Annotated in this window: 23 protein-coding genes and 1 pseudogene; 14 read left to right on the top strand and 10 right to left on the bottom strand. The window is 62.6% G+C overall.

Annotated elements, in window-relative coordinates:
• Window positions 1–75 precede the first annotated feature (75 nt).
• Complete coding sequence (locus tag L1081_RS29430) at window positions 76–1,092, top strand: substrate-binding domain-containing protein (protein ID WP_489417021.1); 1,017 nt, start codon at window positions 76–78, stop codon at window positions 1,090–1,092.
• Between the two features lie 24 nt (window positions 1,093–1,116).
• Here L1081_RS29430 and L1081_RS29425 read toward each other — a convergent pair whose 3' ends face one another.
• The 3 genes from L1081_RS29425 to L1081_RS29415 all read right to left on the bottom strand — a co-directional run bounded on the left by L1081_RS29425 (window position 1,117) and on the right by L1081_RS29415 (window position 6,102).
• Window positions 1,117–1,872, bottom strand: a complete 756-nt coding sequence (locus tag L1081_RS29425) for a tetratricopeptide repeat protein (RefSeq protein WP_489417020.1) — start codon at window positions 1,870–1,872, stop codon at window positions 1,117–1,119.
• A gap of 80 nt (window positions 1,873–1,952) precedes the next feature.
• A complete protein-coding gene (locus L1081_RS29420; protein ID WP_489417019.1) occupies window positions 1,953–4,331 on the bottom strand; it encodes an MBL fold metallo-hydrolase in 2,379 nt (792 codons plus the stop codon).
• A gap of 25 nt (window positions 4,332–4,356) precedes the next feature.
• Window positions 4,357–6,102 carry a prolyl oligopeptidase family serine peptidase gene (locus L1081_RS29415; protein WP_489417018.1) on the bottom strand — a complete coding sequence of 582 codons (1,746 nt, stop codon included), beginning with the start codon at window positions 6,100–6,102 and terminating at the stop codon, window positions 4,357–4,359.
• A 294-nt stretch (window positions 6,103–6,396) separates the two neighbouring features.
• Here L1081_RS29415 and kdgD point away from each other — a divergent pair, with 294 nt between their 5' ends.
• From kdgD to gudD, 3 genes are read left to right on the top strand one after another with little or no spacing between them, the layout of a single operon-like run.
• On the top strand, window positions 6,397–7,308 hold the full coding sequence (kdgD, locus tag L1081_RS29410) for a 5-dehydro-4-deoxyglucarate dehydratase (RefSeq protein ID WP_489417017.1): 912 nt from the start codon (window positions 6,397–6,399) through the stop codon (window positions 7,306–7,308).
• A gap of 32 nt (window positions 7,309–7,340) precedes the next feature.
• Window positions 7,341–8,303, top strand: a complete 963-nt coding sequence (locus tag L1081_RS29405) for a tripartite tricarboxylate transporter substrate-binding protein (RefSeq protein WP_489417016.1) — start codon at window positions 7,341–7,343, stop codon at window positions 8,301–8,303.
• Between the two features lie 44 nt (window positions 8,304–8,347).
• Entirely contained in the window at window positions 8,348–9,703 is a 1,356-nt protein-coding gene (gene gudD, locus L1081_RS29400; RefSeq protein ID WP_489417015.1) for a glucarate dehydratase, read from the top strand.
• 191 nt (window positions 9,704–9,894) lie between these two features.
• Here gudD and L1081_RS29395 read toward each other — a convergent pair.
• A pseudogene (locus L1081_RS29395) lies at window positions 9,895–10,521 on the bottom strand (nucleotidyl transferase AbiEii/AbiGii toxin family protein); the annotation flags it as partial.
• Window positions 10,518–10,775 (bottom strand): hypothetical protein, encoded by a 258-nt coding sequence (locus L1081_RS29390; RefSeq protein ID WP_489417014.1) that lies wholly within the window; start codon window positions 10,773–10,775, stop codon window positions 10,518–10,520. The gene L1081_RS29390 and the pseudogene L1081_RS29395, both read right to left, overlap by 4 nt.
• Before the next feature lie 113 nt (window positions 10,776–10,888).
• Here L1081_RS29390 and L1081_RS29385 point away from each other — a divergent pair, with 113 nt between their 5' ends.
• Window positions 10,889–11,803: a hypothetical protein gene (locus tag L1081_RS29385; protein ID WP_489417013.1), complete on the top strand. Its 915-nt coding sequence runs from the start codon at window positions 10,889–10,891 to the stop codon at window positions 11,801–11,803.
• Window positions 11,804–12,488: 685 nt separating this feature from the next.
• On the opposite strand, the gene L1081_RS29380 is transcribed toward L1081_RS29385, so the two are convergent.
• Window positions 12,489–13,202 carry a TetR family transcriptional regulator gene (locus L1081_RS29380; RefSeq protein ID WP_489417012.1) on the bottom strand — a complete coding sequence of 238 codons (714 nt, stop codon included), beginning with the start codon at window positions 13,200–13,202 and terminating at the stop codon, window positions 12,489–12,491.
• 165 nt (window positions 13,203–13,367) lie between these two features.
• Between L1081_RS29380 and L1081_RS29375 the strand changes: the two genes are divergently transcribed.
• From L1081_RS29375 to L1081_RS29335, 9 genes are read left to right on the top strand one after another with little or no spacing between them, the layout of a single operon-like run.
• Window positions 13,368–14,126: an enoyl-CoA hydratase-related protein gene (locus L1081_RS29375; RefSeq protein WP_489417011.1), complete on the top strand. Its 759-nt coding sequence runs from the start codon at window positions 13,368–13,370 to the stop codon at window positions 14,124–14,126.
• A gap of 2 nt (window positions 14,127–14,128) precedes the next feature.
• Window positions 14,129–15,358 (top strand): CoA transferase, encoded by a 1,230-nt coding sequence (locus L1081_RS29370; protein ID WP_489417010.1) that lies wholly within the window; start codon window positions 14,129–14,131, stop codon window positions 15,356–15,358.
• Window positions 15,359–15,377: 19 nt separating this feature from the next.
• The gene (gene fahA / locus L1081_RS29365; protein ID WP_489417009.1) at window positions 15,378–16,718 is read left to right on the top strand and encodes a fumarylacetoacetase; all 1,341 of its coding nucleotides are present in this window, start codon (window positions 15,378–15,380) and stop codon (window positions 16,716–16,718) included.
• A 57-nt stretch (window positions 16,719–16,775) separates the two neighbouring features.
• Window positions 16,776–17,774, top strand: a complete 999-nt coding sequence (locus L1081_RS29360; RefSeq protein ID WP_489417008.1) for a tripartite tricarboxylate transporter substrate-binding protein — start codon at window positions 16,776–16,778, stop codon at window positions 17,772–17,774.
• Between the two features lie 11 nt (window positions 17,775–17,785).
• Window positions 17,786–18,307, top strand: coding sequence for a DUF302 domain-containing protein (locus L1081_RS29355; protein WP_489417007.1), 522 nt, complete (start codon window positions 17,786–17,788; stop codon window positions 18,305–18,307).
• Complete coding sequence (locus L1081_RS29350) at window positions 18,304–19,299, top strand: tripartite tricarboxylate transporter substrate-binding protein (RefSeq protein ID WP_489417006.1); 996 nt, start codon at window positions 18,304–18,306, stop codon at window positions 19,297–19,299. Before L1081_RS29355 ends, L1081_RS29350 begins: the two co-directional genes overlap by 4 nt.
• Window positions 19,300–19,310: 11 nt before the next feature.
• Entirely contained in the window at window positions 19,311–19,484 is a 174-nt protein-coding gene (locus L1081_RS29345; protein WP_489417005.1) for a hypothetical protein, read from the top strand.
• Window positions 19,485–19,504: 20 nt separating this feature from the next.
• Complete coding sequence (locus L1081_RS29340; RefSeq protein ID WP_489417004.1) at window positions 19,505–19,900, top strand: tautomerase family protein; 396 nt, start codon at window positions 19,505–19,507, stop codon at window positions 19,898–19,900.
• A 45-nt stretch (window positions 19,901–19,945) separates the two neighbouring features.
• Window positions 19,946–20,137, top strand: coding sequence for a 2-dehydropantoate 2-reductase N-terminal domain-containing protein (locus tag L1081_RS29335; RefSeq protein WP_489417003.1), 192 nt, complete (start codon window positions 19,946–19,948; stop codon window positions 20,135–20,137).
• Window positions 20,138–20,478: 341 nt separating this feature from the next.
• On the opposite strand, the gene L1081_RS29330 is transcribed toward L1081_RS29335, so the two are convergent.
• From L1081_RS29330 to L1081_RS29315, 4 genes are all read right to left on the bottom strand, one after another.
• Window positions 20,479–21,393 carry an alpha/beta fold hydrolase gene (locus tag L1081_RS29330; RefSeq protein WP_489417002.1) on the bottom strand — a complete coding sequence of 305 codons (915 nt, stop codon included), beginning with the start codon at window positions 21,391–21,393 and terminating at the stop codon, window positions 20,479–20,481.
• 176 nt (window positions 21,394–21,569) lie between these two features.
• On the bottom strand, window positions 21,570–22,139 hold the full coding sequence (locus L1081_RS29325; protein ID WP_489417001.1) for a TetR family transcriptional regulator: 570 nt from the start codon (window positions 22,137–22,139) through the stop codon (window positions 21,570–21,572).
• Between the two features lie 75 nt (window positions 22,140–22,214).
• Complete coding sequence (locus L1081_RS29320; protein ID WP_489417000.1) at window positions 22,215–22,706, bottom strand: DUF302 domain-containing protein; 492 nt, start codon at window positions 22,704–22,706, stop codon at window positions 22,215–22,217.
• A gap of 70 nt (window positions 22,707–22,776) precedes the next feature.
• Window positions 22,777–24,231, bottom strand: coding sequence for an amidase family protein (locus L1081_RS29315; protein WP_489416999.1), 1,455 nt, complete (start codon window positions 24,229–24,231; stop codon window positions 22,777–22,779).
• Window positions 24,232–24,355: the final 124 nt, after the last annotated feature.

The following is a 24,355-nucleotide window of genomic DNA, read 5'->3' as shown; positions in this document are numbered from 1 at the left end:
GCGAAAAGCTTAACCTGATTCCCGGTGCGGGCCCCGGAAGGCGCCAGCCCCGGCCGTTATAGTCCGCTTCCAACCATGACCGATCGTCCTTTGCAGCCTCGCCATCTGAGCGTCACCGTGATGGACGTCGCCAAGCTCGCGGGCGTGTCGGCGATGACGGTGTCGCGGGTCTTCAACGCGCCCCACTCGGTCAACGCCAAGACTCTCGCCAGGGTGCAGGCGGCCGTGGCGTCCACGGGCTACGTGCCGAATCGCGGCGCGGGGGGGCTGCGCTCCGCCAGGACGCGCCTGGTATCGGCGGTGGTGCCGACCCTGTCAGGGCCTGTCTTCCTGGACACCATCGAGGCGCTGAATTCCCGGCTCCAGCAGCACGGCTACCAGCTCATGGTGGGGCAGAGCGGCTACAGCACTTCGACGGAGGACGACCTCGTGCGCGACATCATCGGGCGGCGGCCCGACGGCATCGTGCTCACCGGCGTCGTGCACAGCGAGCTCGGGCGCCAGCGGCTCCTCGCGGCGGGCATTCCGATCGTCGAGACCTGGGATGTGGCGCTCGATCCGATCGACATGCTGGTCGGCTTCTCGCACGAGGCCGTCGGGCGCAGCGTCGCGGAATACCTGCTGCAGAAGGGCCGCCGGCGGCTCGCCCTGATCGGCGGCGACGATCCCCGGTCGGTGCGCCGAGCGGAAGCGTTCACAGCCATGGCACAGGCACAGGGCGCCGTGGCCCCGATCGTGCATCTCGTCCCCGCGCCGACCAAGCTCAGCGACGGCCGGCGGGCCCTGCGCTCGATCCTGCAGTCCAACCTGCCGGTCGACGGGGTCTTCTGCAGTTCCGACATGCTGGCGCTGGGCGTGCTGACCGAAGCGCGTGCCGCCGGCCTCGGCGTTCCCGCCGATCTTTCGGTCGTCGGCTTCGGAGACCTGAACTTTGCGGCGGACCTGGACCCGGCGCTGACCACCGTGCGGATCGACGGGCGGCGCATCGGCCAGATCGCGGCCGACTGCATCGTCGAGCGGGCCGCGGGACGGCGTCCGCCGGAGCTGATCGTCGACGTGGGCTTCACGATCGTTCGTCGGGCGAGCGCCTAGCGTCCCGGACCCTGCTGGCGCACCTCAGTGGGCGTGCCCCGGGACAGGGACGCGCCCCGGTTTCGGTTCGTCCTCGTGCTCATGGTCATCGTGCGGTGCGACCCCTTCGCGGGATTTCTTGAGCCACGTGCGCGCGAGCACCGGATTGCGCTCGACGCCAACACCGTTCTCGTAAGCCAGGCCCAGGGCGCGTTGAGCCTGGGGATTGTCGGCTTTCGCTGCGCGCTTCAACCAGGCCATGGCCGTCGGCAAGTCCTTGCGGACACCACTGCCCGAGGCATAGCTTGCGTACAGCTCATACTGAGACTTCGCGGCGCATCGGTCGGCCCGGGTCGCGGTCAGCCGGTACCACTTGAATGCCTCGCGAGGGTTCTGCTCGACGCCGCCCAGCCCCTGCTTGTAGAAGTCGGCCACCATGCATTGCGCGATCACGGCGCCGCCGTCCGCGGCGCGCTTGAACCAGCGGAACGATTTCGCGAGGTCCTTGGGCGTGCTGCCGTTTCCGTTGAAGTAGACGAAGCCCAGGTCGGCCTGGGCCGGTGCGCACCCGTGCCGCGCCGACCGTTCGAGATAGCCGGATGCCATGTCCAGGTCCAGTGCCCGGCCCGTTTGGCCGCGGTAGTGGTTGGCGAGTTCATATTCCGCCTTCGCAAAGCCCTGGGCGGCGGAGGCAGCGTAGAGCTTGAACGCCTGCCCCTTGTCCATCGGCACCCCCGCGCCGCTGCTGTATCGCCGTGCCAGCTCGTATTGCGCTTCGGGATCATCTGTTTGCGCAGCCACGGAAGATCCAAGGACGGCGATGCAAAGCGCGAGGACCGACGGAAGGAGGCGAGCGGCCTTCCTCGCACAGCGGCCCCGCCTCATTGGAAGGTCTGGGTGACGACGGCCGGCACGACGATCTCGCTCGCCCGGGTGAGCGAGATGGTCTTCGTCTGCCCCTTGGCGATGGTGGCGAGCACGGCCTGCGCATCGGCCAGCGAACCCAGGCGCTGCGTGCGCAGGTACTCCGGCGGATGGAAGCTGCCTTTGTCCGCATGAACGGACTCGACCGGGCCGCCCTTGTAGGTGATGGTGGCCCCCAGGCCCGGGCTGAACTGCGTGAAGCCCTCGGGGATGTAGCCCTTGTAGACCGTGTCCTGCACGTCGATGGCGACCTGCACGTAGTACCCGCCCGGATCGTTCACGTACTGGTCCGTCGACGTCGTGATGCCGTTTGCCAGCAGGGGGAGCTTCGGGTTCTTGTTCTGCGGACCCACGAAGCCCTGAATGATCTTCCCGTCGTCCAGGATCCTGGCCGACACGGAGGTCAGGCCGGCTTCGCGCCCGGGCTTGAAGGGACCGGAGGTCTCGATGCTCTTGTACGTCGCATTCGCAGTGTCGCTCGCCGCGTAGGACACCACGGAGCGGCGCTTCTCCAACTGGTTGGAGAACTCGCCGGTGATATTCACGCCGCCGACGGCGGGCGAGTCGAACACCTTCGAGCGCATCGCATCGAGCATGGTCAGCGGGGCGCCCGCGTTCGCCGGGTCGCGGTTGTGGGCCTTCAGCGCCTGGTAGACCTCGACAATGGGGAACTGGTTGGTGTGCTGCGGCGCCACGAAGTCGACGTCGAGCGTGTTCTGCAGGTAGCTGAAGCCATGCTGGAACGACAGGCGCAGCCAGCCGTTGGCGGCGGTCGGGCTGTTGAGGCCATTGAAGCCGTAGCCCCCGTGGTAGCCGAAGGTGTAGAACTTGCCGTCGTCCGGGTTCTTCACCTTGAACAGCATGTTGGTGCTGCCCGGCGTGTGGCCCGGCGACCAGATCACCATGATCTTCACGTTGCCGTAGTCGTACCACTTGTCGTATTCGTACGAATGGGAGATGCGCTCGCGGATCACGGTCTCGCTGGCCGGAAGCGCCCCCGTGATGTTCCAGGCGTTGCCCTGCAGGTCGGACGTGACGCCCGCGGCATCTTCCTTCGAGGCCCAGAGCGCGATCGGCTTGCCGGCGTTGTCCATCATCCTGAGCTGCTCGACGACCGTGCCGTAGTGGTCGCTGTGGCCATGCGTCAGCCAGATGTCGGTGACCAATCGCGGATCGGCGCCGACGAGCTCCATGTTCCTCCAGTACTGGTAGCCGCTGTTGGGCCATCCGGCATCGACCTTGATCACCTTGTCGTCCGACGGATCGTTGGGCGTGCCCATGTCGGCCCTGAGCAGGTACGAGGCCACTTCGTTGTCGCCCACGTAGTACATCGTGTTCTTCACCATCTCGAACGGCTCGGTGCTGCGGGAGTACGGCGCCGACGACGGCGAGGTCGCGTTGATCTTGCTGTACGGCTGGCCGGAGACAGGATCGCTGCCCTTGTCGGCCAGCATGGTGCTGAGCGTGGGCACGTCCCACACCGGCTTGCCGTCCGTGGTCGATTGCGGTGTGAAGTACCAGATCGCGACCACCTTGGCCGAATCGGCCGCGAGGTGGTTGTTGTCGAAAAGCAGATAGGCGCTCTGGCGCGACGTGGTGCTGTGGTCGTAGCTGGCGGTGACCGGAATCGAAGCGAAGTCGGAAACGGCGCTTTTCGCATAGTCGGCGGTGTTGACGTTGAACACCTTCACATCGGGCGAGACCGCATAGGTTTCCTCGTAGCGCCTGATCGGCTGCGCATAGGGCCGGCCGGCCTGGTCCGCCGTCAGGTTCTGGCCGTCGCCGACGGTGATGGTGGCTCCCGTCTTGTCGTAGACCCAGCCCGCCGCGACCATGGGGCCGGGCGCGTTGTCGTTCCGGCTGACCGCCGCGCCGTACTTCTTCAGGTTGAACTGGGCGGCGGTCGATTTGCCCTTTGCGAGGATGACGTTGAAGATCGGCGTGGCGCCGGCCGGAATGGCCACCGTGCCGGCATCGCTGCCGGGTATCCAGTCCACCAGGTTGCCGGGCGCGAGGTTGGCGAGGAGGGCGGCCGTCTTCGCGGTGGGAACGGCAACCGACAAGCTTCTTGCGCCGCTCTGCGTGAGCACCGGGATGCTCACGGTGTCGTTGCCCTTGTCGTCCGTTGTTGCGGCTGGCGTGCCGTACACCAGGCCCGCGGCCCTGAACACCGGCGCTGCGGGTTGCGCGGGCGGGTCCTCAGGGTTGCCGCCTCCGCCTCCGCCGGGGATCCAAAACCCTCCGCTGCCGCGCGAGTCGCCTCCGCCGCAGCCGAGCACCAGCATGGATGCGAGGAGCGCAGGAAAGATGCGCCGGTGATTCAGGACTGTCTTCATGATGGATCTCCGATGGCCATGGGCTTCAGAGGCGCTGCAACGAGCCGTCGGGGTTGCGGCGATAGCGCTTCAGCATTTCGTCCCACATCTTTCGGGCCTGGCCCGGATGCCATGCATGGCCGATGTCCGAGGTGATCTGCCAGCGGTACTCCGCGCGTCCGCTGTTCCAGATCTCGGTCGTGCGCCGCCCGTCGGTCGCGATCGCTGGCGAGGAGAAGTTCTGGTTGACGGTTTCACGCCAGAACGTTCTCGCGGCCGTCTCGCCCGCGGTGCCCCCGGGGAATTCGGTCGGCAGTTCCTGCTCCCCCCGGCATTGCCACACCGGCAGCGCGATGTCGGTCCGCACAATGGGATTCGCATAGCTGGCGGCCGAGAGGTGCCCCGAGTAGCAAGGCGCGATCGCCGCGAACAGCTGCGGGTGCTGGACCGCGATGCGGTTCGTGAGCGCGGTCCCTTGCGACGATCCGTTCAGGAAGACACGGCCATCGTCGATCTGGTAGGTCCTCTTCATCTCATCGAGCAGATCGAGGAAGAACTGGACGTCGGGATTGTCTGCATCGATCGATGTCGTCCAGGTCGCCTTGAGACCATGCGGATACACGACGATGAAGCCTTCGTCGCGCGCCACGTCGTGCCACTCCGAGATCTGCGCCTGGAAACGGGCCGACCCGTTGCGGCCGTGAAAAGAGAACAGGAGCGGAAGCTTCTTTCCTTCCGCCACCAGCTTCTGATACTGCGGAGGGACGTACGTCAACCAGCGCCGCGGCTCGCCGGGGCGCAGGCTCTTGATGGTTTCGGTGAGCCCCATGTCCGCGATGCTTTTTTCCGCATGCAGCGTTCCGTTGTAGGACTTGTTGTCCGGGAAGCGCACCACCTTGCCGAACAGCTCTTCCCAGACCAGCCTCGAGATCGCGGGCGATTCCGCCGGACGGTCGAGCCGTGACAGCCTGACTTGCTGGACCGGGTTGTCCTTCACGAAATCCGTCACCGTCGGAAGATCGCCAACTGCCTGCTGGTTCTGTGCATCCGTTCGGTTCGCTTGCCGCCAGAAGCCCGTCTGCTTGGCAAATGGATCGGCGCCGCACTGGAATTGCCAGACGGCCATCGCGGTCTTGGGCAGACTTTCCGCGGAGAGATTGAGCGTAGCCGGTTCGGCGGCGGCGCCGAACGACGCGACGCCGGTGGCCATGACGCCCAGCTCTCGCATGGCGAGCTCCTGCGCCATGACGCCGCCGGATCCTGCGCCGGTCAGGAAAGTCGACATCGTCGATGGCAGCCCGTAGCGCGTGCGCACGGCTGCGGCCGCTGCGACGATGAACGCGTGATCGTCGGACCGGGCCGTGTCCTTGGCCGTGTTCCAGCCCGTCGGCTTGGCCACCGGAAAGATCGCGACGAAGCCCTTCTCTTCCGCGAGCGCGGGCCAGCCGGTGAGACGGGCGTTGTCCTCCGCGGACTGCCCCGCCCGGTGCAATGAGACGACCACTTCCACGCCCCTGGCATCCTGGTCGCGAAGGGCAGCGACGTCGCGCGGCGCGTACTCGTAGTACTGGCGGTCCTCGCCGTTGACCTTGATCGTCTGCAGGACCAGGGGAAGTGCTGCCGAAGAGGGGGCCGCTACCGCGCCCGGCACGGCGGCGCAGTCGTCGGTCACCGCCGCCTGGGCTGGTGGAGGTGCCGCGGGGGCTGGAATGAAGGCGTACCCGTTCGACCCGCCACCACCGCATCCTGCGGCCACGACCGATGCAGCCGCCAGCATCGTGAATTTCTTCATGCCTTGTCTCCTGTGGGTTGCCCGCCCTCGGTGCGGGGAAGTTATCGTTAACAAATCTAATTGTTAGCGCAACCAAATTGGGCGTTCATTCGGATAAACCCGGCAGGGAGGGTTTGTTTTCCCAGTGGAAGCGAGGGCAGGCGCGCGCACTTGGCGTTCGCCGAGCAGGTTGGGGTTAGCCCCAAGAGGAAAATTGACTGTTAACGTTAACATCACGTGCGCAGATCGCGTGGCCAATCGTCGCGCGAGGTCTCTTGCCAGGCACATTTCCGCTCCTTTTGGGGCGCTTTCCTCATGAACCCTCAAGAACTCAAATCCATCATGGGCTCCGGCCTGCTCTCGTTCCCGTTGACCGACTTCGACGCGAACGGGGACTTCAACAAGAAGGGCTACGAGCAGCGTCTCGAATGGCTCGCCCCCTACGGCGCGAGCGCGCTGTTCGCGGCCGGCGGCACCGGTGAGTTCTTCTCGCTGACCGGCGACGAGTACCCCGGCATCATCCAGACCGCGGTCGACACCTGCCGCGGCGTGGTGCCGATCATCGCGGGCGCCGGCGGCCCCACCCGCTTTGCGATCCAGTGCGCGCAGGCGGCCGAGAAGGCCGGCGCGCACGGCATCCTGCTGCTGCCGCACTACCTGACCGAAGCCGGCCAGGAAGGCCTGGCCGCGCACGTCGAAGCCGTGTGCAAGAGCGTGAAGTTCGGCGTCATCGTCTACAACCGCGCCACCAGCCGCCTCAAGCCCGACACCCTGGCCGCCTTGGCCGAGCGCAACCCGAACCTCGTCGGTTTCAAGGACGGCGTGGGCGACATCGAGGCCATGGTCGCCATCTACCAGAAGATGGGCGACCGCTTCGCCTACCTGGGCGGCCTGCCCACGGCGGAGGTGTATGCCGCGGCCTACAAGGCCATGGGCACGCCCGTGTATTCGTCGGCTGTGTTCAATTTCATTCCGAAGACCGCGGTGCAGTTCTATGAGGCGGTGCGCGACGACGACATGGCCACCCAGCATCGCCTGCTGAAGAACTTCTTCATGCCGTACCTGGAGCTGCGCAACCGCGTGCCCGGCTATGCCGTGAGCATCGTCAAGGCCGGCGCCAGGATCGTCGGCCACGACGCCGGCCCGGTGCGCGCACCGCTGACCGACCTGAAGCCTGCGGAGATGGAGCAGCTCAAGGCGCTGATCGACGCGCTCGGCCCGCAGTAGCTCCCCTCATCCATTCATCCAACGGAGACATCATGAAAAAGCTCTTGATTGCATTGGCGTGCTCGGTTTCGATGGCCGCTTTTGCGCAGACGGCGAACTGGCCTGAAAAGCCCGTGACCATCGTCGTGCCATTCCCGGCGGGCGGATCGACCGACATGGTGGCGCGCGCGATGGCCTTGCAGATGCAGACCAAGTTGGGACAGACCTTCCTTGTCGACAACAAGCCAGGCGCCACGGGCACGATCGGCGCCGGATTCGTGAAGCGCGCGGCCCCGGATGGCTACACCCTGCTGGTCTCCTCGCTCGGTGCCTACGTGGTGACGCCGCATCTGCAAAAGAGCGTGCCATACGACGCGACCAAGGATTTCGACTACATCAGCGTCCCGGTCCAGGCGCCGAACGTGCTGGTCGCCAGCCCCGGGCAGAAGGCGCACACCGTGGCCGAAGTGATTGCCGAGCTGAAGGCGAACCCGGGCAAGGTGAGCTTCGCGAGCTCGGGCAACGGGTCGTCGGACCACCTGTCTGCCGAGGTCTTCTGGCAGCAGACCCAGACCGAAGGACTCCACATTCCCTACAAGGGCGGCGCACCTGCGATCAACGATCTGCTGGGCAACCAGGTGAACTTCTCGTTCCAGAACGTCAATGCCGTGCTCCAGCACATCAAGGCCGGCAAGCTCCACGCCATCGCCGTGACGGGCGACAAGCGCTCCCCGGTCCTGCCCGATGTGCCGACGCTGGCCGAGGCCGGGGTGAAGGGGGCCGAGGTCTATTCCTGGCAAGGTCTTGCGGCGCCGAAGGGCTTGCCGCCGGCCGTCAAGGAGAAGCTGGCCGCGGCCGCCATTGCCGCCATCAATGACCCGGAGGTGAAGAAGCGCATGGTGGAGCAGGGCCTCGAGATCGTCGCCAGCACGCCCGCCGAATTCACCGCCTTCCAGGCCCGCGAGTGGACCCGCTGGAAGACGCTCATCGAGACACGCAAGATCACCGCCGATTGACAGCCACGGGTCCGCGCCGCGGACCCTTCTCCTTCACTGAGCCCATGACGACACTTCAGTCCTCCTCTCTTTCATTCTCCAGCCCCGTGGTCACCGCCATGCGCGTGGTGCCCGTCGCAGGCCACGACAGCATGCTCATGAACCTGAGCGGCGCGCACGGTCCGTTCTTCACGCGCAACCTGCTGATCCTGACCGACAGCGCCGGCCACACCGGCGTCGGCGAAGTGCCCGGCGGCGAGAAGATCCGCCAGACCCTCGAGGATGCGCGCGGCCTCATCGTGGGCCAGCCCATCGGCCGCCACAACGCCGTGCTCAACAGCCTGCGCAGCGCTTTTGCCAACCGCGACAGCGCAGGTCGCGGCCAGCAGACCTTCGACCTGCGCGTGACCATCCATGCGGTCACGGCGGTGGAGGCGGCCTTGCTCGACCTGCTGGGCCAGCATCTCGAAGTGCCGGTGGCCGCACTGCTCGGCGAAGGCCAGCAGCGCGATGCCGTGCAGATGCTCGGCTACCTGTTCTACGTGGGCGACCGCACCAGGACCGACCTGCCCTACGAGAGCGACCCCGGCGCCGACGACGACTGGTTCCGCCTGCGCCATGAAGAAGCCATGACGCCCGAAGCCATCGTGCGCCTGGCCGAGGCCACGCATGCGCGCTACGGTTTTACCGACTTCAAGCTCAAGGGCGGCGTGCTGCGCGGCGAGGAAGAGGTGGAGGCCATCCGCGCGCTGCACGAGCGCTTTCCCAAGGCGCGCGTCACGCTCGACCCCAACGGCGGCTGGCTGCTGGCCGATGCGATCCGCCTGTGCCGCGACCTGCACGGCGTCATGGCCTATGCCGAAGACCCCTGCGGCGCCGAAGGCGTGTTCTCCGGCCGCGAGGTGATGGCCGAGTTCCGCCGCGCCACGGGTCTGCCGACCGCCACCAACATGGTCGCCACCGATTGGCGCGAGATGGTGCACAGCCTCTCGCTGCAGTCGGTCGACATTCCGCTGGCCGACCCGCACTTCTGGACGATGCAGGGCTCGGTGCGCGTGGCGCAGCTGTGCCAGGCCTGGGGCCTGACCTGGGGCTCGCATTCGAACAACCACTTCGACGTGTCGCTGGCCATGTTCACGCATGTGGCGGCCGCGGCACCGGGCAAGGTCACGGCCATCGACACGCACTGGATCTGGCAGGACGGGCAGCGCCTGACCAAGGCGCCGCTGCAGATCGAGGGCGGCTGCGTGAAGGTGCCCACGCGCGGCGGCCTGGGCGTGGAGCTCGACATGGACGAGGTCGAGAAGGCGCACCAGCTGTACCTGAAGCACGGCCTGGGCGCGCGCAACGATGCGCAGGCCATGCAATACCTGATCCCCAACTGGAGCTTTGACAACAAGCGGCCCTGCATGGTGCGCTGAGCCTGTTCGCCGCGGCGGATGCCGCGCGGGAGCTCGCGTGTGCGGATCGTCGTTTCATCGCCGCGCCCGGCATAGGCTGCAGGCTGTACGGCGACCACTCCGCCCATGATCCACGTGAGCACTTCCGGCAGCGCCGACCAGAAATCTGCAACTGGCGGCAGGACGGGGAGCTGATGCGCAAGCATGCTGTCCCACATGGCCTCGAGATCACTTCGATGCGGCTCAAGGCTCGCCATCGTTGGTAGCGCTATGCCCTTGAAATTGCACTTCTTCGTCAGGACGTCGCGCAGCAGCGCGGCAGACGGCCGCGTGTCGCCGTGACGGTACAGATTGATGACGTCGTAGAGATCGCGCGGCCGCGTGCGCTCAGCCAGCGCACGCATCTTCTCCCCGAAGGCTTCTTCGTATGAGTAGCTGTTGATGAACATGCCATCCGCCGGCATGTCGGAATAGGGGTGGAAGACCGGCCGCCGGACTGACGGTAGGACCAATGCCTCGTCAGCCGTCAGGTCGAGCTTGATCTTGGGCCAGCCGCCCGAAGTCGGCGACACAGGTCCGCGGTATCCGACCTTGCCCTGACACGAGCGGCGGCCACGCGGGTTGGCCTGAGCCGCAAGATCCTTGACGATCGGGTTGCGCTCATAACCGCGCAGCCTTTCATCGATCAAGGCTTCCATCCTTGCAATCGCAGCCTCAAGGCTGGCCGGCTCGTGCGGGTTGAATGAGATTGTGCCAATGTCTCCATCGAGCCCTGCAATGGCCTTCTGTGCATCGCTCAAAACGCGCGCCAGGTCACCAAAGCCTTTCAACTCGATCACAGCGCCCCCAGCATGCGCTTAAACCGCCGGCCCGTGACCACGATCAACGCACCCACCACGATCATGAGCACCGGCAAGAAACCGCCGGCAAGGCTTTCTGGAACCCACCAGGTCGGAACGTCCGGCATCAGGGTGGCAAGCGTTGGGGCAATGTCCTTCTTCTGGCCGAAGGCCAGCGCAATAGCAGGCGGCCGCGCGCATCGACGTGATGAAACCTTCCCTGAGCTTTGGTTGTCGTTCGAAAGGACTGCCAATGATTCGAGGGCGCGATCACCTTGAACTGTAAATACGTAGTGGGGTAAGAGGCATGCCCTCTGCTCCTTTCATTCGCACAACCACCGGTGCAACATCTTTCGTGGAATAAAAAATGGAATTCGATTCTTCAAACGACTTCGTCGCGCTTCGCCGTCTAGTGTTTCGCATCGATCTCGCTCCACCGGGCACCGATGCTCACCTTTCCGAGAAGGAGCTCGCTCGTTCCTTGAGCGAGAACTATCCTTTCTACAAAATGAAAGTAAAGGGAGACACTGCCACCTTCTCAGGGCTCGACGGCGACGGGGAGCCGGCGAGCTTCGATTTCATTGGGGCTCGTGGGTATCGACATAATTTCGGAGCCTTGGTCGACCAAGGCGGGCCAGTTGTAGTTCAACTTGGCTTGCGCACCGCTGGCGAATCCGATCCGCCTCATTTGAGAGTGATCATCGACGAGTGGGCGACGAACAGCCGCTACTCGTTGGTGTGGCTGATGCAAGATCTTGCTGTTTTCTGCGGCGAGTCTGGTCCTTTCGACGAGTCGCGCATCACCCTCGAAGAAATCGAAGCGGACTTTTTCTTAGACCAGTGGACCATCGAGGAAGTGGAGCCCGCCCACCAATCCGCGTCAGCGGGCGCTCTCGACACCATGATCGATGCCGAGGGAAGAGTCTGCGGGTATCAGCTCGGGGAGCATCTTGATCCTCGCGCGCAAGCTGAGATGCCGTGCACGGCGGCCACGAGACAAGTAGAGGGCATTGCCTTTTGGGAACAGACCCGGGAATTTGCGTTGCATTCTGGTGATTTCTTCCGAGAAGGGCGCTCCGGCCTGCTGCTAGTGGTGAAGCTACACGGTGCCTTCGGTTTGAAAACGCTTGGGGAAAAGAATCCTCTCGCGGGGTTTGAATTGGAGTACCGGAGCACCTGTGGAACGGAGCAGCGTAGTCGCGTCTTCGCCCGCCACTGGAACATCTGGGAGTTTTGGGCCCGGATTGTTTTTAAGGCCTCTGCAGTTGGTTCCCGAGACTAGTTAGTCGGCCGCATGGGCTGAATGCCGCTAGCCGTGCCATGCCACCTGGGCCACGAGATGTTTCCGTGGCCCAGCCTTTTAAGATTGCCGCTCTGGCCTCGTCGATAGCAGCACGGCGGGGGGGCGCTCACCGTCAGCATCTGTCGGATCCTTGCTTCGAGTCCAGCCAAGACTCGGGTCTGCCAGCGTGAAGGTATCCGGCAACTATTTGAGGTTGGAAAAGTAGTTGTAGTTGAGCCGTAGTTCCCTGGCCCAGAGTTCCGTGTCCGGCGTCAAGCGGGGCGTCGAGCGGCGCAACTTGCGGGCCAGTCGAAGAAACTCTGAATTGGGTTTCCCTGGGACTGGCCCGGTTATCAGCGCAGAGGCAATGAGATCCCCGCCCTTATATGAATGAAGACTCAAATAAGTCAGGAAATCGTCCACGATCTCAAGATCTTGTCGGCGGATCACAGTGCTGCCATCCGTGTCCATGTTAGGGCGGTACGGCCGGCCTTCGTTGACCGATGGGATGGCCGCAAGCCACAAACTCCTCTTGGATGGCAGCGTGAGCAACGTGACCGAGGCAGCCCTTTAGCGTGGGGTTCAGCGACGCGTCGCATTTTGGCAGGGCATTCAAGCGGGAATTCGGCCGCTGGCCGCAAACACTTCGTCGCGCCAGAATTCAGGCTTGATGTGGAAACGCCCGCTACACCTGACTCCGCTTGAAATGTTCCGGACCGGCGACGACAGCAGCAAGAAGCAGATCGATTGAGAACTCGATCATGCGCTGTGTGTCGAGATTGCTGTCGGTGCGTGGAATGCGCCCACCCAGGATGAGCGCCGCGACGCCGTGCTCCATCGACCAGGCCGCATGCGAAAGATAATGGAGCTGCTTCTCGTCCCAGCCGCTCTCGAGCGCCAGTTCGAAGACTGAGTTCGAAAAGTATGAGTACGAGATATTGCTCGTCGCTTCGACATCGCCACGCACAAATTCCTGCAATAGCCGAGGACCTGTCATGAGGTCGAACAGCCCCGCGTGCGTCTGGGCATAGCGCACATAGCTCAGCATCATCTCGCGAGCCTTTGGCAGGGCAGACAGGTGCCGCGCGGAGATCTCCATGCGCTGCTCGGCAAGCTGCTTGAAGCCGCTGATCGCGATAGCCGCCAGCAACTCCTCCTTGCCCTTGAAGTGGCGCGAAGGCGCCGCTTCGGACACGCCGAGTCGGCGTGCCAGCGCGCGCAGGCTTAGTTCGCTCGCGCCGTTTTCCTCGAACATCCTGCGACCTTCCTCGACAAGGGCATTGCGCAATCCGCCGCGCTCATAGGAAGGCTCGCGCAGCTGCGAGGGCAGGGCGCGCGGCTTCCTGGCAGCGGTTCGCGAAGCGCTACGGGTGGGTGTCTTTGACGCCTTGATGGTCATCGCTGAAGGGCTCCTTGGAACTCGCTCGATCTTACAAGCGTAGGTCGTGTAACACTGATCTTATGCCCTCGGGTTAACACCGATAACAAATCTTGTTAACACCGTTATCGTCGGCTCCAACGGTGCGATGGCCATCCCGGCGAAGCCACCTCAAGGAGAAGATCGATGAGCTCGATTTCGTACGAAAAAAACGGTGCCGTCGGCATCGTCAGCATGGCGAAGCCGCCGCACAACCTGATCGACAACGCCATGCTCCAGGAACTGGCGTCGGCTTACGCCAAGGCGGTCGAGGAGGGATGCCGCTCCATCCTGCTGCGAAGCTCGATGCGTCACTTCTGCGCCGGCGCGGACCTCGACATCCTCGCCTCGGAGCGCTGGGACCAGAAGGAGCTTGCGAGGCTCTGGGCATCCCTGGAAGACGTGCCGGTCCCCACGGTCGCGGCCGTTCACGGCGCTGCCCTGGGGGGCGGCTTCGAACTGGCCTTGATGTGCGACATGATCATCGCGGCAGACACGGCATCGTTCGGCATGGCAGAGGCCTCGCTCGGGCTGTTGCCGCTACTCGGCGGCGTCCAGCGCGTCGTGCAGCGCGCGGGCGTGGCGCGTGGAAAGGAAATGGCCATGTTCGGCCGGCGCCACGATCCTCGAGCGCTTGAGCGCTGGGGCGTTATCAACCTGGTCGCAGCAGAAGACGAACTTTCCAGCGTGGCGATCTCATGGGCCAAACAACTGGCCGCGGGAGCGACGGTGGCGCTGCGCGGCATCAAGACGGTTGCCAACCTGTCGGCCCGCGGCGGCATCGCGGCCGCCGACGCACGCCAGGAAGAGGTCAACACGTCCATGTGGAACAGCGCGGACCAGGCGCGCGGCCTCGCGGCCTTCGCCGCGACCGGGGCCGGTTCTGCCGTCTTCGAAGGAAACTGACCATGAGCGCGCCACTTGAAGGCCTGCGGGTCATCGATTTCACCCGCGTGCTGTCCGGTCCGGGCTGCACCAAAGCGCTGCGCGATCTAGGTGCCGACGTCACGAAGATCGAACCCCCGGCGGGCGACGTGGGGCGCGCGGGCGTGCCCCATGTCGGCTCCATGTCGACGTACTACGCGCAGCAGAACGCCGGCAAGCGGAACATCAGCCTCGATTTGAACTGGCCCGAGGCGCGCGACATCATCGCGAAGCTCTGCGCCGACGCGGACGTGATCGTCGAGAACTTCCGTCCCGGCACGCTCGCGCGCTTCGGCTTCGGCTACGACGACGTCGCGAAGTTCAATCCGAAGATCGTCTATGTCTCGATCAGCGGCTATGGCCAGACGGGGCCATGGCGCAACCGGCCTGCATTTGCGCCGACGGTCCACGCCGAGACGGGCCTGACGGACATCCTTCAGAAGCACTACGAGGGCGCAATGGTCGATATGCGCAATGATGCATGCAGCCACGCCGACGTCTACACGGGGCTCCACGGGGTCATCGCCGTCCTGGCCGCGCTACAGCATCGATCGCGCACGGGAGAGGGGCAGTACGTGGACGTCTCCATGGCGGCAACGATGCTGTCGGCTAATGAACGCGCCGGCGCGCAATTGTCGGGGCTAGACGTCAATGATGAACCGTACGCCCTTAGCGCCAACGAGTCCCCGATCTTCGAGCTGCCGGACGGCCGCTGCCTCACCATCGCGACGAGTCCCGTGTTCTCGCCGATGTTCATTCGGTACTGCTCGATGATGCGCCGCACCGATCTGCTCAAGGATCCGCGTTTTGCCACGGCCACCCTTCGCAAGGCCAACCTCGCGAGCTTAATGGCCGAGGTCAAGGCCTGGATCCTGACCTTCACCGATCTGGACCAACTCCAGGCACAAGTCAGCGAAGCGGGCCTGGCGATCGGCGTCGTGCGCAGCACGCAGGATCTCGCGGAATCCGAGTGGGCAAAAGACTGGGGCGCGATCGTCGAAGTCGACGACCGTGAAGGCGGCACCGTGCGCATGCCTGGACCTCCGTGGCGCTTCGGCCGCTCCGAGCTGCCGGCGCCAGGCTTGCCTTACTTCCAGGGTGAGAGCAACGATGAAGTTCTCGGCGAGTTGGGCATCCCGGCCGAGCGAATCGAGATACTGCGCAAGCAGGGCGTACTGCGAAGCCGTCGCAGCCCCGCTGGCGCGTTCGACTGAACAGAGGGCGAGGCGACACATGCGCACGATCGATCACACCCACGATGCCGCCGCGACAAGTTGGCTGGGAAGCGCGAATGCGGCGGACACCGACTTTCCGATCCAGAACTTGCCATTTGCCGTGTTTCGAAGGGCAGGGAGCGGCGAACCGTTGCGCGGCGGCGTTGCCATCGGCGACGAGGTGGTGGACCTCGCCGCCCTGAGCAAGACGCAGCTGCTGGACGGTCCGGCGCTGCGCGCCGCAGAGTCTTGCGTTGCGCCGGTGTTGAACGACTTCTTCGCCATGGGGCCCGGGGCATGGCGCGCATTGCGGCACGCGCTTTTCGAACTCCTCCGCAAGGACGCGGCCGTCACGCCGTCGCAGATCGAGGCGGTCCGAAGCTGCCTGCTTCCGCGGACCGAAGTCGAGCATGCGCTCCCGGTTCGCATCGGCGACTACACGGACTTTTACACCTCGATCCATCACGCCCGAGCGATCAGCCGTCTGTTGGACCCACAGGGCGACGTGCCCCGGAACTTCCAATGGGTTCCCACCGCATACCACGGGCGAGTGTCTTCCATCGGGGTGGCGGGACAGCAGTTCCGGCGTCCTTATGGCCAGGCGCTGCGGAACGGAAGCACCACACCCGAACATGGGCCTTCTGGGCGCCTCGACTATGAACTGGAGCTCGGGATCTATGTCGGCACTGGCAATGCGCTCGGCGAGCGTATTGCTATCTCGCACGCCGAGGACCACGTCTTCGGCATCTCGCTGCTCAACGACTGGTCGGCGCGGGATATCCAGGCCTGGGAGATGACGCCGCTCGGACCGTTTCACGCAAAGAACTTCGCGACGACCGTCTCGCCCTGGATCGTCACGATGGACGCCCTGGCCCCGTACAGGAAGCCGTGGACCCGCCCCGCAGCGGATCCGCAGCCATTGGCCTACCTGGAGAGCGAGTCACATCGTGCGGGGGGCGCCATCGACATCCGTCTCGAAGTGTCGATCGAGACTCATTGCATGCGAGAAGCTAGGCTCCCGCCCGAGGCGATGTCGCGCACCAGTTTCTCTCATCACTATTGGTCCGTCGCGCAGATGGTGACTCACCACACGGCTGGTGGCTGCAATCTGCAGCCGGGGGATCTGCTGGGGAGCGGCACGATCTCCGGGCCCGAGCCGGCGGAAGCAGGCGCATTGATGGAGCTTGCCCTAGCCGGCAAGAAGCCGGTGCAACTCAGCAACGGCGAGCGTCGAAGCTTCCTGGAGGATGGCGACGCGATCATCTTCCACGGGTGGTGCGAGCGCGATGGATTCAATCGCATCGGCTTCGGCTTCAACCATGGGCAGGTCCTCCCCGCGCTGCTTCAGTCCACAGAGTAGTTTCCACTTTTCCGTTTTCCGGTCTCTCGTCAACTGACATCCCTATCGGAGCTCATCATGAAGACTCGCAATCACGGAACCGGCCGCCTTGTGGGCTGGATCATCGCCGCGGCCGCGCTGCAACCCTTCGGCGCCGCACTTGCGCAGGGAACCTCCTTGAAGCCGATGGTGCTGCGTGTGGCCTATCCTGCAGGTGGCCCGGCAGACGTCGCGGCCCGCAAGATCCAGTTGCCGCTGCAGATGGCGCTCGGGCAGACGGTCATCATCGAGAACCTTCCCGGCGCCGGCGGATCGATCGCCGCCGCCAGCGTGCTGAAGGCGCCGCCCGACGGCCAGACGTTGCTGGTGACGACGGGCAACGACATGATCCTCTCGCCCCTCGCAATGTCGCAGGTGAAGCACAAGCCCGAGAACTACCGGCTGCTGGCGACGATCCTGCCGACCGACTTCACGCTGGTGACGAGCGCCGAGCACTCCTTCGCCAGCGTCGACGAACTCATCGAGCATTCGAAGAAGGCAGGCGGCAAGGAATTGACGGTCGGCAGCTGGGGCTACGGCTCAGCGCCTTACCTGGTGGCCGCGGACTTCGGCGCAGCCACGGGCGCACGGCTGATGGACGTGCCCTACAAGGGCGCGGCGCCGGTCGTCCAGGCGCTGCTCAGCCGCGAGATCGACATGGCCTTCGTGCCGCTGGCGCCCAACGTACAGGAGCTGTTGCGCACGGGCAAGATCAAGGCGATCGGCGTCGCGAATACCAAGCGCAACCCCTTCCTTTCGCAGGTCCCCACGCTGAACGAGGGCAAGTACCTCAAGAACTTCGTCTACAGCGCCTGGGCGGCCGTCTTCATCCCGGCCTCGGCGCCCCCGGCCACGGCAGACAGGCTCGGCAAGGCGCTGGCGGACATCGTGAAGGGCGAGGAGTTCCAGCGATTCCTTCGCGACTCGGCCGCGCTGCCTGTGGAATCCATGACGCTCGCTCAGTCCGCCGAGTTCTATCAGCAGGAAGTCGACAAGTTCCGTCGCATCGCCAAGCTCGTCAAGCTCGAACCACAGTAGCAGGAGTTTCCATGACCCACCCATCCCAAGCACCCGACATCACGGTGACGACTTCCGTCCTTCCCGTGGACCACGTGAAGATCAGCACGCCGAAGCCCTATGCCGACGTCAAGACGGCGCTCGAATCCCGGCTGGGCAGGCTCGACGACACCATCCGGAATCTGTTGAAGAAGAACGAGATCGAAGCCGTGCGCGCTGCCCTGCAAAAGGCGGCGGGCAAAGACGGGCTCGCCATCCACTACGTCGGCCCGCACGGCGACTGGCTGGCGCTGGAGGGCGAACGCAGGAACGCGACCGCGTACCTGATCGGCAATGTGCTGTACGCCGTCCAGATGACGAGCATCGACCTTGCGGCCGGGCTCTATGCGCCGCTGCGGGTGGTGCTCTATGAAAACCCGGAAGGCGGCTCGACCTTCGAGTACGACAAGCCTTCGACGCAGTTCGGCCAGTTCGGTCAACCGGAGATTGACCGGGTGGCGGCGATCCTCGACGAGCGGCTTCACTCGGTCTTGATCCAGGTCGGCACGCCATGACCCGAGCCCGCCTGAAGACCCTGGCCCGGATCGGAACGGCGAGCGTGCTGGTGATTGCCTCGACGCTAGCCTCGACGATCGCGTCCGCGCAGAGCTACCCCTCGCGGCCCGTCAAGGTCGTTGTGCCGTACACCGCGGGCGGGCCCGTGGACCAGTTGGCGCGCAGCCTCGCGGAGCGGCTCGGCCGATCGGCGGGGCAGCCGTTCATCGTCGAGAACAGGCCGGGCGGCAACACCATCGTCGCCGCCTCGATAGTCGCCAAGGCACCAGCGGATGGGTACACGCTGTTCATGGCCTCGTCCGCCAGCCTGGCGGTCAACCCCCTGGTCTACAAGAAGCTTGCCTACGACCCAGACCGCGACTTTGCCCCGGTGTCCCTGGTCGCCTCGGCACCGCTAGTGATGGTGGTCGGGAACGCCACGCCGGCCACCCGGCTGAAGGAACTGATCCCCTATATCCGCAGCCGCGCTGGCAGCTTCGCCTATGCCTCGAACGGCAACGGCAATCCGCTGCACCTGGCCTGCGCACTCTTCGGATCGATGGCCAACGTGGACATGCTGCACGTGCCGTACAACGGCACCGCCCCCGCCTTGGCGAGCGTGCTCGGCGGCGACACGCAGATGACCTGCGACATCGTGCTGAACTCGATGCCGCACATCAAGGCTGGAAAGCTTCATGCGATCGGGATCGTCGGCCCTCGGCGCGTCGCGGCGCTTCCCGACGTGCCGACGCTGGCGGAAGAAGGGCTGCTCGGGGTCGATGCCGCCGTCTGGTTCGCGCTGGTGGCGCCGGCGAACACGCCGCCCGAGGTCATTGCCAAGCTGAACAAGGAAGTGGTCAGGGCCATTGACGACTCGGCGACGAAGGCGCGGTTCAGCGCCATGGCAATGGAACTCGGCAGCAGCTCGCCGCAGGACGTCGCCGACTTGACGAACCGGGAGCACAGCAAGTGGGCCGATGTCGTGCGCAAGTACGACATCAAGGTTGATTGAAGGGCACACCGATGAGCACGAACTCGCTCGAGACCGAGGCGCTGAAGGAGTATGTGATCGTCGGCGGATGCGGCGGTCTACTCTGTATTCCGGCGGCGCAGAAAGCCGACTATTACCGAGCGCACAAATACATGGCGGTGCTCGGCCTCATCTACCTGCCGGTGATTGTTTTTCTTTTGTACTGACAACAACCTGAGAATCGAAGATGCCGTATCTGCAACTGGACGTGAACGAAACCTACCCGGTCGAAGCGAAGAAGGAGCTGGCCCTGCGGATGAGCAGGACCTATGCATCGATGATGAGCGTGGATATCCGCCGCATAACCGTGGCGATCCGGGAACTTGGCCCTGGAACTGTCTGGCGCATTGCGGAGGCCAATGCAGAGCCCGTTCCAGTGGCACTCCTGATGCTCGACATTCGGCGAGGACGCTCCGCGGAGCTTCGGATGGAAGTTGCTAAGGCCCTTTGCGCACATTGCATCCAGATGCTTGGCCTGCGAGAGGACCGGCTGAATGTCGAATTCACCCAACATGAAGGCGATGAGATGTACCACCCCGCCCTCGGTGGGTACAGCCCGGACTGGAAGCCGGGCGAGCAGTGAAGTCTCGTTCTGCTTCTCCGTGATTCGCTTGCTCCATAGGACATCATGAATATTCTCGTGCTCGGCGCTGGCGCAATGGGCGGCTACTACGGCGCCAGGCTGCTCCGTGCAGGCGCAGATGTGACCTTCCTCGTTCGGCCATCGCGCGAGGCGCAGCGCCACGGGATGGACTCACCGTGCGCGGCGTACTGGTCGACTTTGCAGAACCTGCCCATACGATCACCGTGGACGAGCTGAAGTCACCGTTATACCTCGTCATGATCAGCTGCAAGGGCTACGACCTGGAAAGTACATCAACGGCATTGAGCCGGCAGTGGGGCCTCGCACTGGCGTGCTTCCCTTGTTGAACGGAATGGCGCCCTACGGTCGACTGGAGCGGGGTGCGCGCCCAACTGGTGGACGCGCCTACGCTCGGCAATCAGCGGCTTGCGCAACCCGTCGCGAAGCACGATCTACTCGGCGTGCTTGCCCCTGGCAGGTCAACGAATCACAGAGTACCAACGGAAATGCAATACCTCCTCTAATGGAATACGGTTCGGCCAAGAACATCGTAGATGTCGCAGTTCCACTGCGGCCCTCTATTTTGCAACTTCACGTGCAAGGAATGTATTCACCTCCTTTGCAAACTGCTCGTGGTATTGAAATATCGCACCATGGTTCGAATCCGGATACATCACCAGCCACGCGTTTTTCAGGATCTTAAACATTGCATACGAACTTTCGCTGGGCAGCATCGAGTCGTTGCTGCCAGTCACAATCAGCACCGGTTGATTGATTGATTTCAGAAGCTTATTTGAAGGGTCTTGAGTCGTCGAAAACACGATGATCGCCTTGGCCTGTGCATCCGCCACATCAGGTCCCGCCTCCGGGTCACGATCGTGCTTCCTGACACTAGTACGTTTGAGAAATTCTTTACCAGCAGCAATGCTTTCCTCAGACTTGGTGAAAAAGAGCGCCATACGGGGATCAGCATAGGTCTTTTGTTCCATGGCCTGCTGCACGACGTTCAACAAGTCATTGCCGCCACCTTGGTGGACGGTATTCGCGAGCACTACCCTGCGAACGAGCTCAGGATTTTCTGCGGCCAATGTCTGGGCAATCATTCCTCCCAAGGAATAGCCCAGTAAATCCACTCTGTCGAAACCCAAGGCTTTGACAAAGACCAGCGCATCCTTAGCCATTTGACCAACATTGTCTGGAACCTTTCCGCTTGTTGCACCGACACCGGTGTTGTCGAAGACAATCACTGGGCGACTTTTTGCCAAGCTATTCACGACCGCAGGATCCCAATAGTCCATAGTGCCCGTGAAGTGTTGAAGCAAAATCAGTGGAGTTCCCTCTTTGTTTCCAATCCTGCGGTAGGCAAAGCGCGTACCATTTGCCTCAATAAATTGGGTCTTGGCTGTTTCCAGTTTTGGGGCGATTGCCGCAATCGAGGAGGCGGAGGTTAACGCGGAAGCTAAGAGCGCGAAAGCTACTATGATTTTTTTCATAAATTCTTCCTCAAAAACTTGAATATCCTGCCGAAGCGATGCTGAAGGCGTCCGGTAAAAATTGCACGCATTGGCATCGATAAATTGGGGTGTGATTTGGATGGAGATTATTCCCGTTGCCGAGATTTCCTCTCAATTTCATCCAGCAGTAGCGGTAATCATTGGCATGCATTGTGTTAGCGCGACAATTTCAGTGCTGCTTGCACCCCATCCTCCAAAATTTGTTCCGCAAGCTGTGGATCTGACACGGCGCGAGCAATTTGGATCGTACCGACCAACAGAGCAAAAATAGTCGCTGCCTGCCGTCGACTTTGGCTGGACTTAGGGTCTGGAAGCAACATTGCTAGACCTTCAGCATAAGAAGAATATGCCTCCTCATACATTTTCTTGGTCGGCTCAGACTGACGGCCAATCTCGGGCAGCAACGCCGCGGAAGGACACCCTTCATCACAACCCAACAAGTGAGACTTATTGAGATATCGACGAATGGCATCCTCAATATCAACTGCGCCGGTCCCTTCGTTCGTCAATAGAGAGCGCTGGTCATTCAAAGCGCTTGAAAGGGCTTCTTTGACCAACGTGTCCTTGGAGTCGAAATGGGGATAAAAGGCACCATTTGTCAATCCTGACTCAGCCATAATGCCGGCCAGGCCTGACGCCGCGATACCGTCTCGTCGAAATCGCCTTGAAGCGACATCAATGATGCGCCTGCGTGTATTTTCCTTATGACCTTTTTCGAAACGCATAAATTTCACCAATCGTTGAATATCTGAGGCGCCTCTCGAGAGAAGCGGTCACCACACTCCCGCGCACACACTAGTTCACGACACCGCTTCTTCCAGCACAGCGCGAAGGTCTTTGTCCAGTTGTGCAGCTACCAGATCGACCTCCGGGCTGTCAAACTGTCCAAACATCGAAATGGGGCGGTCATACTCAAAAGCCACCACCCCATTCGCGTCTTCACGGAGAAGAACGCGGATAGGTGCATAAAGTCCGGCTGAGATATTGTGGCGTGTCATTTTCGATGCAGTCAGGGGATTTCCAATGTCGTATTGGACCGAATGCCGACGCGGGCCAACGATACCTAACAACGCACCATGGTCTCGGAACCCAAAGATCGACAGAGCGGGCAAGGCCTCAAGCTCCTTCAATGCGCGTGCTGTCTCGCCATAACGCAGCAAGGTGAAGATGCCGTCATCAATGCGATTAATCAGTCTCTCCAGCTTGGCTTTAACTATGGCGAACGAATGATTCGAAGAGATGGTGACGTGCTCGACAGCGATCGTTTTTATTTCATGAGTCGACTTTGACATATCAATTCCTTGCGATAACGCAGCCAGTTAAGGCCGCGAAGTTAGTGAATGTTCTGTTTTGAAGCTGCGATTAGATGGGTGCCGGCAATGTGCCCACCACCGCCTCCACGCGGCGGGCAACATACAGCAGCGCTCTGTCTCGACCAAAGGGACCATCAAGTTCAATACCAATCGGAAGCCCCGCGTCTGATAGACCGATTGGAAGACTAATGCCTGGAAGCCCAGCCGCACTTGCAGGAATAGTGTTATTGGCAAGCACCAGTTGGCTCATCTCCTGACCATCCAACAGAATCTTGTCTTCCTGCCCGATCATCGGCGCTGTGGCTGGCGTTGTAGGCAGAATCAATGCCTCGGCACCAGTGCTCAAGAATGCTTGAGCATACCGACGCTTGATTTCCGCGCGTTCGGCCGAGAGCGCCGTGTTATAGACCTCCTCGGAGATGTAACCTTGCCCGGTCGGAAGTACGAATTGGGACCATGCACCTTTGATCCCCGGCTTGAGACCGCCAAAGATTTCGTCGAAGGTAGTCGGAACGTTGTTTTGGTGAATGAATTTCTCAAGCGCTGCCTTGGCCTCGCGGAAGAAAATGTTCCAAGTCGCGGTGAGTGCTCGGCCAGAGAAATCATCCCCTAAGTCGATCTCCACTATTTCAGCGCCAGCGTCACGCAGTTGACGAATGCTTTCTCTGAACTGTGCCTCAATCTCAGGGGCTACCAGCTCAAGATATTGACGCGGCGCATAGGCTAGCTTGACGCCTTTCAGATCGGAATGCGTGCGGATATCAGGAGTCTCGTCCCGGGTGACAACGCGATCGATCAGGATGCAGTCGTCCACGTTTCGGGCGAACACACCTGTGGTATCAAGCGTATGAGAGATCGGCGCAACACCGCTGCGCGGCCAACGTCCAGTGGTGGGCTTGAAGCCAACCACGCCGCACAACGATGCCGGCACACGAATCGAGCCGATGGTGTCGCCGCCCAAGGACGCGGGCACGAGGCGTGCGGCGACGGACACACCGCCACCACCGGACGATCCACCTGAGACGTGATTTACGTTATGGGGGTTCTTCGCTTGACCGTAGGCTTCATTGTGACCGGTCAGGCCAAATGACAATTCCACCAGGTTGTTCTTGCCGAAAACAATGCCGCCGCCGTCTTTGATGGCCTGCACCGCATCGGCGTCATGCCTCGGTACAAAACTATTTAGGCTTGAGAGACCAATGGTTGAACGAAGCCCTTCCGTAAGATAACTATCTTTGATCCCAATAGGCACACCAAGCAGCGGCGCGGTTGCCCCGGAGGCAATTGCCCTATCAGCTGTCCTGGCAGCTTCCCGCACAGCTTCTTCGTCAATCGTAATGAACGAGTTCAAGTCGGCATGGTCACGGGCCCGCTGTAGCAGCGCCTTCGCATACGATTCAGACGAAATCTCGCCCTTGCGGATGGCGTCAGCTGCTGCAGCGACGCCAAGTGATGCGAACGCGTCGGCGTTGGGTTCGTTGTGCGCTTCAATTTTTTCCTGCATGACAACCTCACTTTCTGAAGATTTAGGACTGGCTCGGCCTCTGTGTTCGGAGGCACACTTAGGATTATGGCCATAATCTAATAGTACGATCGTAATCCAAAAGTGCGACGGATTCAAGCGCCAA

Origin of the sequence: Variovorax sp. MSC1_012, assembly GCF_023667525.1 — a bacterium.
GTDB classification, from domain to species: domain Bacteria; phylum Pseudomonadota; class Gammaproteobacteria; order Burkholderiales; family Burkholderiaceae_C; genus Variovorax; species Variovorax beijingensis_B.
This window is presented reverse-complemented; position numbering and strand designations above follow the sequence as displayed.